15 protein-coding genes are annotated in these 17,688 nt (G+C 39.5%); 1 reads left to right on the top strand and 14 read right to left on the bottom strand.

Annotated features, from left to right (window positions below):
• Positions 1 to 141: 141 nt before the first annotated feature.
• Entirely contained in the window at positions 142 to 957 is an 816-nt protein-coding gene (locus U9R83_RS11120; protein ID WP_328575236.1) for a hypothetical protein, read from the bottom strand.
• Positions 958 to 1,135: 178 nt separating this feature from the next.
• Between U9R83_RS11120 and U9R83_RS11115 the strand changes: the two genes are divergently transcribed.
• A complete protein-coding gene (locus U9R83_RS11115) occupies positions 1,136 to 2,074 on the top strand; it encodes a VanW family protein (RefSeq protein WP_140450826.1) in 939 nt (312 codons plus the stop codon).
• 39 nt (positions 2,075 to 2,113) lie between these two features.
• Here U9R83_RS11115 and U9R83_RS11110 read toward each other — a convergent pair whose 3' ends face one another.
• The 13 genes from U9R83_RS11110 to U9R83_RS11050 form a co-directional block, all read right to left on the bottom strand.
• Positions 2,114 to 3,679, bottom strand: a complete 1,566-nt coding sequence (locus U9R83_RS11110) for a BCCT family transporter (protein ID WP_140450825.1) — start codon at positions 3,677 to 3,679, stop codon at positions 2,114 to 2,116.
• A gap of 61 nt (positions 3,680 to 3,740) precedes the next feature.
• Positions 3,741 to 4,940, bottom strand: coding sequence for an iron-containing alcohol dehydrogenase (locus tag U9R83_RS11105; protein WP_140450824.1), 1,200 nt, complete (start codon positions 4,938 to 4,940; stop codon positions 3,741 to 3,743).
• A 29-nt stretch (positions 4,941 to 4,969) separates the two neighbouring features.
• Positions 4,970 to 6,139: a Zn-dependent alcohol dehydrogenase gene (locus U9R83_RS11100; RefSeq protein ID WP_244303044.1), complete on the bottom strand. Its 1,170-nt coding sequence runs from the start codon at positions 6,137 to 6,139 to the stop codon at positions 4,970 to 4,972.
• A 21-nt stretch (positions 6,140 to 6,160) separates the two neighbouring features.
• Entirely contained in the window at positions 6,161 to 7,687 is a 1,527-nt protein-coding gene (locus tag U9R83_RS11095; protein ID WP_140450823.1) for an aldehyde dehydrogenase family protein, read from the bottom strand.
• The gene (locus tag U9R83_RS11090; RefSeq protein ID WP_140450822.1) at positions 7,671 to 8,999 is read right to left on the bottom strand and encodes a lyase family protein; all 1,329 of its coding nucleotides are present in this window, start codon (positions 8,997 to 8,999) and stop codon (positions 7,671 to 7,673) included. Before U9R83_RS11090 ends, U9R83_RS11095 begins: the two co-directional genes overlap by 17 nt.
• A gap of 23 nt (positions 9,000 to 9,022) precedes the next feature.
• Positions 9,023 to 10,456 (bottom strand): aldehyde dehydrogenase, encoded by a 1,434-nt coding sequence (aldA, locus tag U9R83_RS11085; protein WP_258232101.1) that lies wholly within the window; start codon positions 10,454 to 10,456, stop codon positions 9,023 to 9,025.
• Positions 10,457 to 10,479: 23 nt separating this feature from the next.
• The gene (locus tag U9R83_RS11080) at positions 10,480 to 11,625 is read right to left on the bottom strand and encodes a mandelate racemase/muconate lactonizing enzyme family protein (protein WP_140450820.1); all 1,146 of its coding nucleotides are present in this window, start codon (positions 11,623 to 11,625) and stop codon (positions 10,480 to 10,482) included.
• 209 nt (positions 11,626 to 11,834) lie between these two features.
• The gene (locus U9R83_RS11075; RefSeq protein WP_181170471.1) at positions 11,835 to 12,770 is read right to left on the bottom strand and encodes an ABC transporter substrate-binding protein; all 936 of its coding nucleotides are present in this window, start codon (positions 12,768 to 12,770) and stop codon (positions 11,835 to 11,837) included.
• A gap of 18 nt (positions 12,771 to 12,788) precedes the next feature.
• Positions 12,789 to 14,135: a sigma-54-dependent transcriptional regulator gene (locus tag U9R83_RS11070; RefSeq protein WP_140450818.1), complete on the bottom strand. Its 1,347-nt coding sequence runs from the start codon at positions 14,133 to 14,135 to the stop codon at positions 12,789 to 12,791.
• A gap of 5 nt (positions 14,136 to 14,140) precedes the next feature.
• On the bottom strand, positions 14,141 to 16,267 hold the full coding sequence (locus tag U9R83_RS11065; protein WP_140450817.1) for a sensor histidine kinase: 2,127 nt from the start codon (positions 16,265 to 16,267) through the stop codon (positions 14,141 to 14,143).
• A gap of 210 nt (positions 16,268 to 16,477) precedes the next feature.
• Positions 16,478 to 16,600, bottom strand: coding sequence for a YjcZ family sporulation protein (locus U9R83_RS11060; protein WP_013083059.1), 123 nt, complete (start codon positions 16,598 to 16,600; stop codon positions 16,478 to 16,480).
• Between the two features lie 188 nt (positions 16,601 to 16,788).
• Positions 16,789 to 17,301 (bottom strand): GNAT family N-acetyltransferase, encoded by a 513-nt coding sequence (locus U9R83_RS11055; protein ID WP_115653824.1) that lies wholly within the window; start codon positions 17,299 to 17,301, stop codon positions 16,789 to 16,791.
• 79 nt (positions 17,302 to 17,380) lie between these two features.
• Entirely contained in the window at positions 17,381 to 17,608 is a 228-nt protein-coding gene (locus tag U9R83_RS11050) for a hypothetical protein (RefSeq protein ID WP_115653823.1), read from the bottom strand.
• Between the last annotated feature and the right edge of the window lie 80 nt (positions 17,609 to 17,688).

Here is a 17,688-nt window from a genome sequence, read left to right as displayed (position 1 = left end):
TTACTTATACCCTTTTTAATTCTTTTCTATCGTATGTAAGTATGTTTTTCACTATAACATTGCAAACGGCTAAAGAACTAAACAAATGCTTAAAAACACATCTGTTTTCTGTCAGATGTGTTTTTAAAAAATAATGGCTCATTATAGTGTAAGTGAAGAAATTTCCCACCCGTTGGTTAACGGATTTCTTTTTAAAGTAAAGACCATCGTTGTCTTTTGAGCCCCTTTATCTTCGTAATAAATAAGACAATCTACGGCGATTTTCTCTTTTGTTTTATACTTTTTCGCATGAAATAAGTCCGTTTTATAATAAATGGTGGAGATCCTATGCAGTTTTGCCCATAGCTTATGCTCTTGCTTCACGCGCAAAACCGGCTGCATTAAGGCATCGTCATCTTGCTTTAATCCTGTTAAAAACATATTTACGACTTCTGCCGGCTCAGCTTTTAATGCATATTCATCAAGCTTTCCTCCTGCTTTTAATACCATTAACTGATGACCTGGATCTACATTTTGAGACTTGTGAGTCGTACTTCCTGCAAAATGAATGCAAAAATGACCAGGGAACCCATTGTCAAGCGCACCGGCTCCGTGAGGCATTCCGTTCATGGAAGCTGCAAGCATTTGGCCTTTAAACGGAATAAGAACAGCTCTTCGGTTCCAGCTCCATTTTCCATTATATAAGTGCTTCATTACTTTCGTATCTTGACGTGTAAGCGGCTGAACATCGGCATGGTGTGAGCCTGCTCTTCGCTGCACATAAAAGTAAAAACCGGTTTCTACATCAATAATTTTAAATTTTTTCCCCTTTGGCAGTAAGCTTTCTACACGTTTCCATTTTAATACTTTTCCTGTGTCACTTACCGGAAAGTACGTAAGGTTTTCTTCTGCTTTCATCTTTTGGGGATGCACAAAAAAACTAATAAGCATAAAGACTAAAATCATTAATTTTGTCATTGTCTACCCTCATTACCTTGTAGTTTCTCTATGTAATATGCGAAAGTACACATACAATTATAAATAGAAATTTTTACACGCTCGACTCATGGAAAATAATACAAAAAAGAGCTTGTGAATCCTATACATTAAACGGTTCATTTTATTCATACTAACAGGTGAAAGCGAGGTATATGATATGAATTTCACTTGGATGGTTGGACTTTTAATGCTCATTCAACCTCTTTCTACACAAGACCACCTATCTATTACTCATGACGGTAAACCAATTGAACAGATTGAACGGGACAAAGTGGCCGTGCCTCTTCTTCCTGTACCTATGGTTGATTATGATCGATACAATCTTCTTCTAAAAGAATTGGATAAAAAAACATATAGAGAGCCCATAAATGCCCGCATTGATAAAAGCGGACAAATTGTTCCTGAGCAAGCGGGTGTCAAACTATATCATAAAGATTTTGTGGAGAAATTTTATACTTATTTTTTTAACGGCGGTACGTCAACATTAGAAGTTCCGACGCTGCCTGTTCCGCCCCGCGTGGATAAGGAGCTGCTTGCAACGATTAGAATTAAGCAAATCGGTCATTATCATACGGTATTTAACCCTCATAATAAAAATCGTTCTCACAATATTTCTCTTGCGGCTGAATCACTAGACAGCAGCGTCATATTTCCCGGAGAAGTTTTCTCTTTTAACCAAACCGTTGGAAAAAGAACGGCAGCAAAAGGGTATATGCGTGCGCCAATCATTGTAAAAGGAGAGTACTCTGAAGGAGTTGGAGGAGGAATTTGCCAAGTTTCTTCTACTTTATTTAATGCCGTCGATAACGCTGGCGTAACGATTACGCAGCGTTACTCACACAGCCGCAGTGTTTCCTACGTACCTCCTGGACGAGACGCTACCGTGAGCTGGTATGGACCTGACTTTCATTTTAAAAATACGTACAGCGACCCTTTATTGATTCGAGCGCAAGTACATGGCGGCGTCGTAAGCGTAGCTGTGTACTCTACTGATGCGATTGAATACAAGCCTCGCCGCGTGCCTTGGGCTTCTAATGAATCCTTGCCAAAAGAGAAAAAACCTAAATCACATGTTCATAGTGACATTGCTGATTAAAACATAAAAAAGCAAGGAGTAAGTTCTCCTTGCTTTTATTTATACAGCTTTTGTTTCATCCGCTTCTTGATTATTGACGCTTCTGTCTATATCAGATGTGCGGTCATATTTTGCAGGATTTTTTGCAATTTTGAATAATGCATACAAGATGCCTAGCCCTAATAGCAGTGCAGGAACACCACCCAAGTTTGAAAGCATTTTAATACCATCAATCTTTGCAAAACTAATCATAGACCAAGAAATAAAACTAACGGTTATCCCCCACACTACCTTAATCCATAGTTTAGGCTCTGGACTTTCAGGAGAAATGCCCGCTGAACTGATGCCGCCCATTGCCGCAGTATTAGCATCGGCTCCGGACACAAAGGATAAAAATACAATAAATAAGTAAAACGGAATAATAATTTTTGCAAATGGTAGTGCTTCAAAAACCGCGTAGAGAACTGCTTCCGTTCCGTTGCTTTCCATTATCTTCGAAAGTGTTCCTCCGTTCATTTGCATATGAATAGAAGTACCTCCAAAGATAGTCATCCAGATTCCTCCGAATATAGCAGGCAGAACAAAATTTACTAAAATAACCTTTTTAACGGTGTATCCATATGCAATTCTTCCTAAAAATAAAGCTGTAATGGCTGCCCAAGAAAACCAGTTTGCCCAATAAAATGTAGTCCATCCTTGAGGCCACGTATCTCCCGAGGCTCCTCCTGTAAACAAACTTTTTTCAAAAAAGTGAGTTAAATAGTTACCAAATGATTCTGTACCTAAGTTCAGTACATAAGAAGTAGGACCTGCAATAAATAAAAAGATAGCAATTGCGTAGAAGGCTTTCACGTTAATGCTTGATAAAATACGAATGCCTTTTGTTAATCCGCTCGAAGCTGAGGCAATAAAGATCGCTGTCGCTACAACCGTAATAATCCCCCATACTAAAGGCGTACTCTTAATACCAAATAAACTATTCATTCCTCCAGCTAAACTCAACGTGCTCGTTCCCATTGAAGCGGCCATCCCTAAAGCTAGAGTATACAAGCAAACTGCATCCAGAATTTGTCCTCCTTTTCCATTTAGCTTACTGCCTAACACAGGCGCTAAAGTGGAAGCTAAACTATACGCCTTTCTCATATTGTAGTAGGTAAACGCAAAAACAATAATAGGAACACAGTAAATAGCATAAGGTGTAATTGTCCAGTGAAGATACATAGTAGACATTGCAAAAATAGCCGCTTGAGGGCTGTTTGGTTCAATTCCAAGTGAAACAGGAGGAGCTGACACATGATAAACCGGCTCTACAATCCCCCAAAACGTTAACCCTGAAGCAATTGTTGTAGTAAGAGTAATAGCAAACCAATTTTTAAAATTTAAAAGCGGCTTTGCTTGTGGGCCTCCGATTTTCACATTCCCTAGCGGTGAAAAATATACCGCTACACACGATATCACCATAAGAAGCCCGCTTACGCTAAATACCCATCCTAGATTAGCAATAACCCAATTATTTGCTTGTGTTGTCAGTCTAATGAACGCCTCTCTATTTGTAAGACTCAATATTACTGCACCGAGTAATAATAGAAATGGCGGCCAAAACACGATATGCCGAATACTCTTCACGTTTTTTCCCCCTGTCTTTAATTGCCTAACCTAGCTGCGTTTACTTATTTACTATCTTCCCTCACTGCTTGACTCTATTTTTTTGATTGGTAAAACAAAGAATTGCATGTGCAAACTGCTGTAAATCATCTTCACTGGCAAAACGTGCATTATTTACTTTCATCGGTTCATTTTCAACTGAAAGCATCACGTCCACAAAGTCGGAGATGTTCACGGCCGGTTCATGCCCCTCTCCAATCGCAAGGTTTAATCCACTTACAGCCACTAGACGCTTAAATTCTTCTGTACCTGCATAAGCAAGCTCTTCCTTCGTCGAAAATGTTTCTTTTACCCCCAAAGCTCTTGCTACCTCTGCATACAGTTCCACTGCGCCTTCAATATTCCAATCGTACACAGCGTGCAAAGCAATTGAAACCGCTCGGCCGTGATGAATTTTTCCGACTGTTCCTAGAGCATGTCCTATGCAGTGTGCAAGCCCCGTTCCTCCTTGTTCGATTGCCATTCCTGCAAGCGTTGCTGCTATCGCGAGTTTTCCTCTTGCCTCTAAGTTTTCAGGCTGCTGCAGAGCCATTTCTAAGTTTTGGCTTACTAACGTAATCGCTTGAAGGCTCAGCGCTTGAATAAAAGGATTCGTACGCTTGCCCGTGCATGCTTCAATTGCATGCACAAGCGCATCTAACGTAGTGGCAGCTGTCAAGAAATCCGGCAGTTTTGTAGTAAATCGCGGTTCTAGTATCGCTAGTTCCGGTGCCATATCTTGATCCCACGCCCACACCTTTACTTGATTATGAGTAGAGAAGACAACTGTGCTCGTGACTTCTGCTCCTGTGCCGGAAGTAGTGGGAAGCATAATCGTTTTCACTTTCTTTTTCGCAAAAGGGTTCGCCATTAAAGCATAGTGCATCGTTTCGTACTGATCACCTGCAACTAGCGAAGCCATTTTAGCGACGTCCATCGCTGAACCGCCTCCAAGACCAATGACGCACTTTATCTGCTGTTCACGAATAAGCTGTGCAGCAGCATCTATTGAAGCGGCCGTAGGATCACTTTTCACATCATGAAAAACGAATGTTTCTACCCCTTCACTTTGAAGCGCTTTCAATACAACGTCTGCTAAACCAACTTTTATTACCCCTGGATCTGTCACTAACACGGCTCTTTTTTCACCGCTCACTGCTTCAACGTCTTTTCCAATTTGCAAAGCTCGGTCTACTCCATACGCTATGCTTGTTTTTGTTGTAAATTCAAATACCGAATTCATTGTTTTTCCCCTTCCTTAGCTCATTTACATTATGAAACGATGTCAAATTCATCTCCGTTTTCTAACGAATCTTGAGATACAATTGATGGAAATTCGATCACCGATCGGCCTACGTTTACACAATTACAATCGTGAAATGACTGAAAAGCTTCGTTAATATCATCAAGCTGCATGCGTCCAAGAATCAGTTCGTCTAGCATAAATTTTCCGTCTAAATAAAGCTGAGCAATTTTAGGGAAATCACGAAAAGGCTGCGTGTCTCCGTAAAAGCTTCCTTTTAATATTTTTCCAACGCGATGAAATCCTCCGCCTGGTAAACTGATAGACATGGATGGGTTAAAGGCTCCTACAACAACTACCGTTCCTCCTTTTCTCGTTCCATTCCAAGCAGATTCGGTAGCTTTTGTATGACCGGAGCAGTCAATGGCGAAATGGACGCCATGTCCTCCTGTTAAAGCTTTTAAAGCTTCGCTTGCTTCTTCTGAAGCTACATTTATCGTATGAGTAGCTCCGAATGTCTTAGCAAGTGCCAAATTAGCTGGTTTGACATCGCATGCGATAATTTTGCTTGCTCCTGCAATTCGCGCTCCTTGAATAGCATTAACCCCTACCCCTCCGATGCCAAAGACGGCTACGGTCGAACCCGGCGTAACTTTGGCAGCATTCACAGCTGCTCCGTATCCCGTCGCTACACCGCATCCAATTAAAGAGGCTTGAGCCATTGGCATCTCATCAGGAAGTTTAATACAAGACATTTCCGGCACCACCGCATATTCAGCAAAAGTGGAAAGCAGCGAGTTGTGAAAAACCATCTCTCCATCTTTGCTTAATCGAGAAGTACCGTCTAACAGCGTTCCGTTAAACATTGGACCAAAAGCCGAATCACACAGATGTACGGCCCCCGTCACACAAAACTCACACGTGCCGCAGTAAGGAACCCAGCTAAGCGCTACTTTATCTCCTACTTTTACCGTTTTTACATTCAAACCGACTGCGGTTACAATACCTGCACCTTCGTGCCCTAAAATGGTAGGCGTTGGTGTAGAAGGATCTCCCAAAGCATTTAAATCACTGTGGCACACGCCCGTTGCTTCTATTTTTACAAGTACTTCATTGGCTTTTGGTGCTGCTAAATCCACCGCTAAAATTTCAAGAGGCGCATTAACGCCCGTCATGACCGCTGCTTTCATCTTCATCATGCTTTCCTCCAGCTTTTTAATTTAATAAGCCATCCATATCGCTTTCATTTTTGTGTAAGATTGAAGAGAATGAATCCCATATTCCTTCCCCCATCCGCTTTGTTTCCATCCTCCAAATGGGCTAGCAAAATCATAGCAGCCGTATTTATTGATAAAAACCATGCCTGCTTCTAGCTTTTTTGCTACACGATTGGCTCTTGACACATCTTTTGTCCAGAGTCCAGCTGCTAAACCATAAATCGTATCATTCGCAATTTGCACCGCTTCATCTTCTGTATCAAACGGAATCACACACAGGACAGGGCCAAAAATTTCTTCTTGTGCAATGGTCATCTTATTATCAACATCTGCAAAAATAGTAGGGCGGATAAAATAACCGTGCTTATTATCTCCGCTCATATCGCGCACGCCGCCCGCTGCTAGCGTAGCTCCTTCACGTATGCCGCTCTCGATATAGTGCAAGATTGACTGCATATGAGATTCAGAGACTTGAGCTCCTTGATTTGAATCAGGATCAAAAGGACTGCCGCACTTGTAGCTATTTGCATAATCTGCTAACTTATCAACTACTTGCTTATAAACACCACGCTGTACTAACAAGCGAGTAGGCGCTGAGCATTTTTCTCCTTTATGTGTAAACAAGCCGTAAAAAGAACGTTCAATCGCTGCATCCAAATCCGGTGCATCGCTAAAGATAATATTAGGTGATTTCCCTCCAAGCTCAAGCGTGACAGGCTTTAAATTAGAATCCGCAGAATCATGAACCAATTGTTTTCCTACTCCTGTGCTTCCGGTAAAAGATACTTTATCAACTCCCATATGACGGCTGATATGAGAACCAATCGATCCTTTTCCTAGAATTAAATTTAAAACACCTGGCGGTAAGATGTTTGCTTCATCGATGATTTCCACTAAACGAATCGCAGAAAAAGATGTGGTGCTAGACGGCTTTAAAATAACGGTATTCCCCATTGCTAGAGCCGGCGCTAGTTTCCATGCGGCCATATCGATTGGAAAGTTAAATGGTACAATTTGACCGCATACGCCGATCGGATCGCGGGTTGTATAACTCACAAAATCTCCTTCTACCGGATTATTTTCACCGTAATATTTATCCGTCCAGCCAGCGTAATACTCAAATAAATCGGACGCTTCTTGCACATCATCATGGTACGATTCTGTATAAAGCTTACCGTTATCAAGAGACTCTAATGTTGCGAGCTCTGCCTGATGTTTTTTAATTAAGCTGCTTATTTCTCTTAAAATTCGCGCGCGTTCTTTTCTTGTAACGCTTGGCCAAGGACCGTGGTCAAACGCGTGTCTAGCTGAAGCTACTGCTTCATCGATATCTTGTTTTGCTGCACTTTGAATTTGGCCATTAATTTCTCCGTTTGCAGGGTTAATAGAATCGATTAGTTCACCGCTTGAACTCTCTTGCCACTTGCCGTTGATATATAATTTTTTAGGCTCTTTAAGCCACTCTTTTGCCCATACCAATGCAGGTTGTTCCATTCCTTTAAATAAGGTTTTTTCATTTAGTTTTGTCATATTCACGTTCCCTCCATTTTTTGAGTCCTTCATAGCCTGTCTTTTTTAAACTATCTGCAACACGGCTGTAGCCATGTTTTTCTTTCATTTCTACAATCAACGGAATAAACGATTGAGAAAGCTGCTGACAGCGCTTTGAATTAGCTGATAAATCTTGCACACAAGAAGTCGCAAAATTCCTTACAGCATTTGTTAAAAACTGAATGCTATCTAAAATATTAATTCCAGCAGCTCCTTCGAATACATTTAAATCCAATTCTCCGTGTTCAAGAGCAGCTTGAACGGCTCTGTCACATCCTAAGACTTGAAAACAGCATTGAATCAACGTTTCTGGTACGACGGGATTGACTTTACCCGGAAAAAATGAGGAACCCGCTTGAACAGACGGCAACTGAATTTCTCCAAAGCCAGCTTCTGGTCCGGAAGACAGCAGTCTTAAATCTTTAGCAAACTTTATAAAAGATGTAGCCAGCTGTTTTAATTCGTTCGAAACATTAGCTAAATCATCAATATTTTGTGCTGCATCAAATAAATTAGCGCGGTGGTAAAGCCCCATACCAGATAGACGAGACAGCTGCTGAACGACTTTATTTCGGTATATTTCTGGTGCTCCTATCCCGGAACCAATCACCGTACCTCCAAGATTAACAGCGTGCAGCTCTTCTACACCCCTTTTTAAATAGCGCGTACGCCGTGAAAAAACCGCTTCATATCCGCTGAATATATCACTAAGCGAAATACTCATCGCATCTTGCAAGCAAGTCCTTGCGATTGTCATCACAGGTTGGAACTCTTCAATCTTTTTTTGAAGAATAGAAAGGAGATGCTCCATTTCTTTTTCTAAAAAATGATAGCTTTTAATAATCGCAATCCGAATAGCGGTATGACACACATCAGAAGTTGATTGAGATGCATTTACATGTTCAATAGGATGAATGGGAAGATGATGTGGGCACTGCTGGTTTATCCAGCCTGCTATTACTTCGTTCACATTCATATTCGTCCCAATACCGCCTCCGCCGTGCAGCACATCAACCAAAAAATGATGTTGATAAGCAGTGCTTCGCAACTGGTCACATGCATTTGATATGGATTCTCCAATTTCCTTTGGAATTACGCCAGCTTCTACGTTTGTTAAGGCAGCTGCTTTTTTTACGGTTAACAGTGCATGCACGTAGTCCGGATATTCATGCAATCTTTTATTAGAAAATGATAAATTCTCAATTGTCCGGGCCGTATGAATGCCATACAGAACCTCTGCTGGGAGCTCAACTTTTCCAAAACTATCTTCTTCCACACGCGTTTTCCCCACCTGTGTTCACCTGCTTTTTAAAATTAAAATTTCATATAAACTGTTTTCACCTGTAAAAACTCTTCAAATCCATGCTTGCCATCGTCTCCGCCGATTCCCGATTGCTTCCAGCCGGAATGATAGCCTTGATATGCTTCGCCCTGCTGGCGGTTCACGTATACTTCACCGCATTCCAGCTGCGTAGTTAGCTCCATTACGTAGCGATAGCTGGATGTATATACATTAGCGGTTAAGCCATATTCAGAATCGTTCGCTAGATTAATTGCTTCTTCAAGAGATTCAAACGAAATAATGGGAAGAACAGGTCCAAACACTTCTTTTTGCACGATGTTCATTTGTTGCGTACACTGATCTAATAGCGTTGGCGGATAAAAGCTGTCACCCAATTCCTCTAGCAAATAGCCTCCGCATAATACAGCGGCTCCTTCTTCTACGGCCCCAAGTACCATCTGATGAACGCGATTTGCTTCAGAACTGTTAATAAGACAGCTCATTTCTGCATCTGGATTAGCCAAACCATCTTTTACTTCTACATTTTGAAACGCTTTCAATAGTTTAGTAGTAAACGCTTCTTTTACACTTTGATGAACATACACACGCTCAGTGTTATTGCAGACTTGACCGGAGTTAGCTAATCTTCCCCCTTTGATTGCTTCAACCGCTAAATCAATATCAGCATCTTCCATCACAATAGCAGGAGCTTTTCCGCCTAATTCAAGTGATGTACGAATCATGTGACGAGAGCATTTTTCCATAATGCCTTTGCCTACTTTGGTACTTCCGGTAAATGTCACCATGTTCACATCAGGAGATGAAGTTAACGTTTCTCCTACAATGTCATCCATACCTGTTACGATATTAATAACACCTTTTGGAAAGCCGGATTGATGAATACATTCTGCTAATGCTAAAGCAGATAAAGAAGATTTTACGCTTGGCTTAACTACAACCGTATTACCCGCGACAAGCGCCGGTACGATTTTTCTCATCAGCACATAAATTGGAAAATTCCAAGGTACAATCACCACGACTACGCCAAGAGGCTCTTTATAAGAAATAATCTTTTCTTTTACGTTATCGCTGTCTACTACGTGACCTTCAATGCGTCTTGCCCACTGAGTTTGGTATTCGCCAAGCTCCGCTCCATAAAACACCTCTGATTTCGCTGCATTTAAAGGTTTTCCCATTTCCTGCGTAATAGCTGTTCCAATGTGTTCAATATGTTCTTCTATTTTCATGTTTGTTAAAAATTTTTTAATTTGTTCAGCTCGGTCATATGAAGGACGAAGCTTCCACTCTTTAAAAGCTTGTTTAGCGCAATAAACAGCGTGCTCTGTTTCTTCTACACTGCAGGAAGAGACTTGGGCTACGACTTCACCCGTGCCTGGGTACGTAATATTCATTTGATTGCTGCTTTGAACAAATTCTCCGTTTATATAAGCACTATATTTCTTCACTTTGTGTTCACCCTTTATATCAGTTAAATAGAAACTGTATTTTTTTCACCTACGTAGAAATGATTAATTTCGTACTGCTTTAAAGCTTCTTCATCCAAATCAATGCCTAAACCCGGCTGTTCTGGAGCTACTAAGTAACCATCTTTGTCGATCATAAGCGGTTTTTGCTGAATATAATCTCTCCGTTCGTTAGACCATGCCGGAGGATCATAAGGAAACTCTAAATACGGACAGTGGCTGACCGCCGCTGCTAGATGTAAATTTGCCAGTAAACCAATGCCGTTTGTCCATGTATGCGGACTAAACCAAGCGCCGCTTCCTTGAACAAGATCCGCAACTTTTTTCGTTTGCGTAATTCCTCCTGACAATGCTACATCCGGCTGATAAACGTCTAATGCATTTACTTTGTTCAACTCTCTAAAGTCATGCATATGACGGTTCATCTCTCCCCCTGCGATTCGAATACCTACTCGATCCCGAAGTTTTGCCATCAGTTCAAACTGATGAGAAGGCAGAGGTTCTTCAAGCCAAAACACTTTCAGCTCTTCAAGTTCTTTAGCTACTTGATAGGCCATTTTTAAGTCCCACGTCCGTTCAACGTCCCATGGCATTTTCCATCCTTGATTTGCGTCAACCATAATCTCTAGCTTGTCACCAACGGCTTTTCTGACCGCTTCCACTACTTGAATATCGTCTTTTACATCTTTGTGATGAAAACGAATTTTCATAGCCTTAAACCCTTGCTCTACAAATCGAATCGCACGCTCTGCACGTTCTTCAGGAGTCACGATTTCTCCCGTTGAAGCATAAGCGAGAAGCTTGTTAGATCGGGCTCCAAGCAATTTATAGACGGGCTGGTTTGTTGCTTTCCCCATCAAATCCCATAGAGCTAAATCAAGCGGCCAGCATCTGCCGTAGTGAAAATCTATATTTTGAATCACTTGTGCATGTCGTTCAATGGCAAAAGGATCTTGACCGATAAACAAATGTTCATGTCCTTCAAGCCCCATCATTAAATCTCCTGATCCGACTCCCGTTATTCCTTCATCTGTATGTACATAGACAACGGTAGAAGCAAACTTTTTGCGGGGCTCAGGGTCCCAAGCTGCTTTAAAAGGCGGATTTAAAGGCAGTAAATAATGTTTGATCTCTATTCCCGTAATTTTCATTGAATACTAATCTCCTTACGTTTCAGCATTTTTACTTTCACTTATATCTATTGCAAGATGCATGCCAAGTTCAAACGGCTGATGTAATCGCTACTTAATAAAAAATAAAAAATAAATTGTAGAAAATTCACACAATTTACTGTAGAAATTTTCTACACTCTACAATAAAAAAAGCTGCACAGTGTGCAGCTTTTAATGTTTTGTATCTATCAACGAGTAAGCAAGTGATTTTCTAGTAAAAATTTATAGGCAACATCTGATACGTCTTTGTGTAAAATATCAACTTGGTAATTCAGCTCTACCATCTTTTTATTCGTTAGTTTACTTGATAGTTCATTTAAAGTGGAAACAACAGACGGATAACGGCTTGCTAATGATTGTTTTACTACGGGAGCCGCATAATAAGGCGGAAAAAGAGATTGATCTTCCTTTAGTAACACAAGGTCGTATGCTTGAATTCGACTATCAGATATCATTCCAATTCCTACGTCTACTCTGCCTTCTTTCACTGCTAAAGGAATAATTTCCGAGTCAATTCCAATGATTTCAGTTGAAATAGACTTTAACTCATAGTTATTAGCTAATTGCATCAAGCCGTCTTTTCTTTTTAGAAATTCATTGTTTGTAGCTATTTTCACTTTTTCATTTTGCTTTTTTATATAGGAAATCAAGTCAGAAACAGAGTTTAAATGATGCTCCTTTGCAAAAGAACGGTTAACTAAAATCCCCCAGCTGCTGTCAAAATGGCTAGTGTTCAGCCACGTTAAGTGGTTTTTCGCATCCGTTTCTTTCACCAGCTGATACAACTTTTTTTCATTATAAACCGGCTCTTGGTTTTGATGCACAATCCTTGCCGTACTCGTATATTCCCAGTACATATCAATATAGCCTGCCAAGCTTGCTTTTCGAATAGAATCGCTGTCTAAAAAGCGCCTTTCATGTACAGTAGCTCCTTGTTCTTTTAATAGAAGCGCGGTCATTTTCATTAGTAGGTATTGCTCTGTCATAGATTTCGATCCAACTGTAATACTAACAGAATCGAGAGGCTTCTTTTCTTCCCTAAGAGGGGTAGTACTGGGCTGCTGGCATGCTCCCAGCACTGTAAAACACAGTACCAGTAAGCTGAATATTTTACGATAGGTCATTTCTTTCATATCCTTTTTCTAAAATTTAAGACCCATTTTTTTCATTTTATAAATTAACGTATGGCGAGCAATTCCTAGTTTTTGAGCTGCTTTCGTTTGATTGCCTTTCATTTCTTCAAGAGCGGTTTTAATCATTTCTTCTTCTACTTCACCTAATGCGTGTGATAAATTTGTTTGTTTTGCTTTTATCGGCTGATTCCTATATGAATGAGACTCTTGCTTATTAAAAAGATACGTTAAATCGGAGAGCTCAATTGTGCCATGCCGTTTTAAAATATGAACTCTTTCAATCGCATTTAACAGCTCACGAATATTTCCCGGCCAATCATAAGAAATTAGCTGTTGAAGTGCCGCGTTTGAAACAGCAAGCGTCTTATTGTATTTTGCATTTAACTTTATCATGTGATGATGAATGAGCGGTTCAATGTCTTCTTTTCGGTGCCTTAAAGGAGGAATGGTGATCTCCATTAAATTTAATCGATAGTATAAATCTTCCCGAAATTTCTTTTGTTCTACTAATTGTTGAAGCGGTTTATTTGTAGCTGAAATAATGCGAACGTCCAAGGATTCATACTCGTTGCTTCCGAGCTGCATTACTTTTTTTTCCTCGATCACATGCAATAGCTTTGCCTGCATGCTTAACGAAATTTCTCCAATTTCGTCTAAAAAGATGGTACCGCCATCCGCAGCAGAAAACTTGCCTTTTTGAGAAGAAGCAGCACCTGTAAAAGCTCCTTTTCTATAGCCAAACAGTTCACTTTCAAGAAGGGCTTCCGGTATGGCTGCGCAGTTGATAGCGACAAAAGGATTATTTTTTCTATGACTCTGCTCATGTATCCATTTAGCCATCGCGGTTTTACCTACTCCGCTTTCACCTAGAATTAAAATGCTAGCGTCTGTATCTTTTACGTACTCCACCATTTCAACTAACTTGTTCATTTCTGGGCTTTTTGAAATAAAGTCTTTGTCTTTATCTTTTTCCATCACCGCATCCGATTGCTTTTCCGTACATAGCGAAGCAATAATATTTTTTAGTTCTTCAAGTTCAATAGGCTTATTCAAATAATCAGCAGCCCCTATTTTCATAGATTGCACAGCGCTCTCAACATTCCCGTATGCAGTAAGCATGATTACTTTTGATTGCGTTACCTCTTTTAACTTCTTTAATACATCTATCCCCGTCATATCCGGAAGCATATAATCTAGTATCACGACATCTATATCCAGCGTTTTAGCCATTTCGATTCCTTTTTCTCCAGTATATGCCGCGTGCGTATGAAAACCAGATTTCTGAAGCTTTTTGGCTATCAGCTTACAAAGGTTCTGTTCATCATCAATCATTAACACACTGCACTTATTCTCCATGTTTTTTAGCCTCCTTTTATATTTTTTTGTTTAGGAAAACGGCATGTAATGGTTGTCCCTTTGCCTTCTATACTTTCAATAAATAATTCTCCTCCATGTTCTTTTACAATATCTCTTGCAATTGTTAACCCTAGTCCTGAACCTGTTTCTTTCGTGGAGTAAAAGGGATTAAACAGCCACTCTAAGTCCTGCTTGTTAATGCCTGAACCAGTATCTTCTATACGAACAACCACATATTCTTCGTTCATATTCATCGTTTGAATGGAAGCGATAATATACCCGCCCTCATCCATTGCTTCCATTGCGTTTAAGACAATGTTTAAAAATACTTGAATCAATTGATCGTAGACCCCTTCAATCAAACATTTTTCTTCAAAGTCTTTTACAATGCTAATGTTTGCTTCATTACACTTTAAACGCAGTAAATGAAACACTTCTTCTAACACTTGTACAAGTGACACTTCCTTCTTTTCCTTTTGACTCATGTTTGCAAAATTAAGAAAATTATTTGTGATCTCTTTGAGACGGTTTACAACGATGAATACATCCGCAGCAAGCTCTTTTACTTCTTCTGAGCAGGAGCTTTCTTCCGCTTCATCTAGCAAAAGTTCAGCTGATCCTGATAAAATGGCTAGAGGATTCTTTATTTCGTGGGCAATTCCTGCCGTAATTTGTCCAATAGACGCTAGCTTATCACTTTGCTGCAATCTTAGCTGTAACTGCTTTATTTCAGTAATATCTTGCATGACCGCGATAATCCCCATCACTTCGCTTGTTTCGGTATAAAAAGTAGATGTCGTAACTTTAACAATTCTTTTTCTGCCGTCTGAATCGAGAATATAGCTTTCTATCTCTTCCATGTCTTTCCCAGATGCCAATGTGTGAAGCAAAATAAAATCTACGCTTTCAGATTTTATTGGTAAATCTTCTAAGTTAACACCAAGCATGTCCTGACGCTGAAAAGCAACCATCCTTTCAAACTGCTGATTCACGTATGTAATTTTACTCCTCGGGTCAATTGTAATAATTCCATAAGGAATTCCTTCTAATACATCGTGAAGGTATCTCTCACTTTGCTCAAGCATTTTTTGTTTTTCGTAATTGCTATTTCCCATTTCAATAATTGTACGTGTCAATATACTCAGCTCATCATCCCTTGCCGGCGCTTCTTTATTTAATGGCACGAACGTTTGAGAATTCCGGTACGTTTTTGCATAGCTTGTAAGCTTTACAATTGGCTGTAAAATATTTTTGATGCCTAACCATATAAAAAATAAGGCAAGCAGCAATATACTAATAAAACTAACGCGCAGTAAAAGAGATAATTTATGTAAAGGAGAAAAGGCTACGTTAGTCGGTACACCGTAAACCAAGTTCCAGCCTTCTTGGTTCGTTTGATAAGCTGCTAAACTCTCTTGTCCATTATGATTTATTTGAGTATAGCCAGAAACGTTTGGTATTTTATCCACTGAAAACTTCTTGTTAAGCTGCTTATCGCTTGTAGATGCGATGACATTTCCTTTGCGATCTGCTAAAAAACCGAAGTGTCCTCGTGACAGGCTGACGCTTTTTAACACCTCTGATAAATAATCCCGGCTTAGTTCTGCAACAATAATTCCTTTAAATTCTTTATCCTTAGTAAGAACGGGTACAGAAATGGTTACTACTTTTTGATGATGATAATTTTGAATAAGATCCGATAAAGCGTACGTATGTGTCCAATACACTTGGGTAAAATTAGGGTGATGATAAATTAAATTGTTTTGACTTGAAGCAAAAGGCGTTTCAAACTTTAAACGTTTTTGTTCATTGATATAGTAAATGGAATGAATAACTGAACTTTGTGAATTTGCTTGTTTAGCTCGGTTATACATTCTATTTATGTTAAGATCTGACTCTAGACCCTCTCCTGCAATAAGCTGCAGCTGCGAAGCCACATGTTCAATTTCTGAATTCAGCCTTTTAGCTATAATATCTTTACTTGCAATGTTTTGAACCTTTACATCTTCTTTAATAATTTTGCTTGCATAGCCCGTAATGATGTAATAAATGAGGATGCCCGGTACAATTAAAATAACCGTAAATAAAAGAAGATATTTAGTTGTAATACTTTTGGAAATAGGAAAGTTCACCTTATGCCCTCTCTTTTTGTTTGCTGTTCCATATATGTAAGCGTTATTATCCGTATTAAAAGTATAGCAGATATCGATCGTCGTAGGGTCTTTTAATTGTTCAACCGTTCACCATAGCCGCTAATGAGTAAGTAATTTTCTTAGAAACTATCGGACTTTTAAAAGACAAAAAAGCCTAAAGAAATTTCTTTAGGCTATTCAGTGATATAATTAGCAGCCGTAGTAGCCACCGTAACCACCGCTATAACAACTACATCCAATAATTACTAATAGAATAAATAATACAACTAATAAAGCGAAACCAGAACCGAATCCACATCCAGCATTAGACATACAAGCACTCCCTTTCAATGTGATTTTCTGTTGCTAAAACAAAGAAGGTTCAAACATGGGGTGTTTCTCATGGATAGCTTATTGTATGTCTGCCTAGACGTTTTGGTTTGCTGTTCTGCTCATTTTTTAAAAATTGGGCTTGTTTTCGTCTTTATAACTCGGAAAATGTAATTCCGTAAAAGTAAAGCTCATTTCCACTCTTCCTTTAAAATCGCGTAATAATATTCATCCCACCACCCTTTTTCAGTTGGAATACATTTTTTAAAATACCCTTCTCTTCTCATCCCGATCTTCTCCATAACACGATAAGAAGACGTATTCTCAGGTTGACAAGTAGCAATAATCCGATGCAGTTTCATTATGTTAAAGCCATAGTCCACTATTGCTTTTGCCGCTTCTGAAGCATATCCTTTCTGATGATAGAGAGAATTAAATACCCAGCCAATTTCATAAGTATGGTCCCCAAAATAGTCAAAAAAGACGATATGACCAATTAGGATTTTTTCGTTTTTTAATACAACTGGAAAATTTTTAACGTTTTCTTTCATATTTTCATTTACAAATTTCTTCGCATCATCCTTACTAAAAACACCTTCTGGTATGTACTTCATGACAGTAGCATCAGATGTATATGTGTAGACATCTTGCCAATCCTCATATTTAAATTTGCGTATTAGTAGCCTGCTAGTCTCAATGTTCATGTGGTTCTCTCCTATCTGAAAGCTATCTTTCTATACGCTTGTTTCGATAGTGAAGATATAAAAACCTCTTTGTACCAAGTTACTGTTGTTTTTGTTGACGCTTCTTTAAAACAAGGTAAAGTGACTCTGCGAAAAAGAAAAACAAAAGAGAAAAAAGGACAAATAATTCGGCCACTTCCATTACACGAAACGGGCTTAAAGCATTGTATAGTGCCTGCAGTACGTTCGTTCCTTGAAAAAGATCAATTCCTACAGAAAGAGCAATCACAGATCCAAATAGCAGCAGGCTAACTCCAATAATTTTCATTCCTTTCACTCCTTACCTAATCGTTACTTACCTCATAGGGTCGTCATTTTCATTTACCGTCATGCAAAAGATATTTTGTT

It is taken from the genome of Priestia sp. LL-8 (assembly GCF_036227845.1).
Classification (GTDB): Bacteria; Bacillota; Bacilli; order Bacillales; family Bacillaceae_H; genus Priestia; species Priestia zanthoxyli.
Note: the sequence above shows the minus strand (reverse complement) of the source record. Positions and strands in the feature narration are given on the sequence as shown.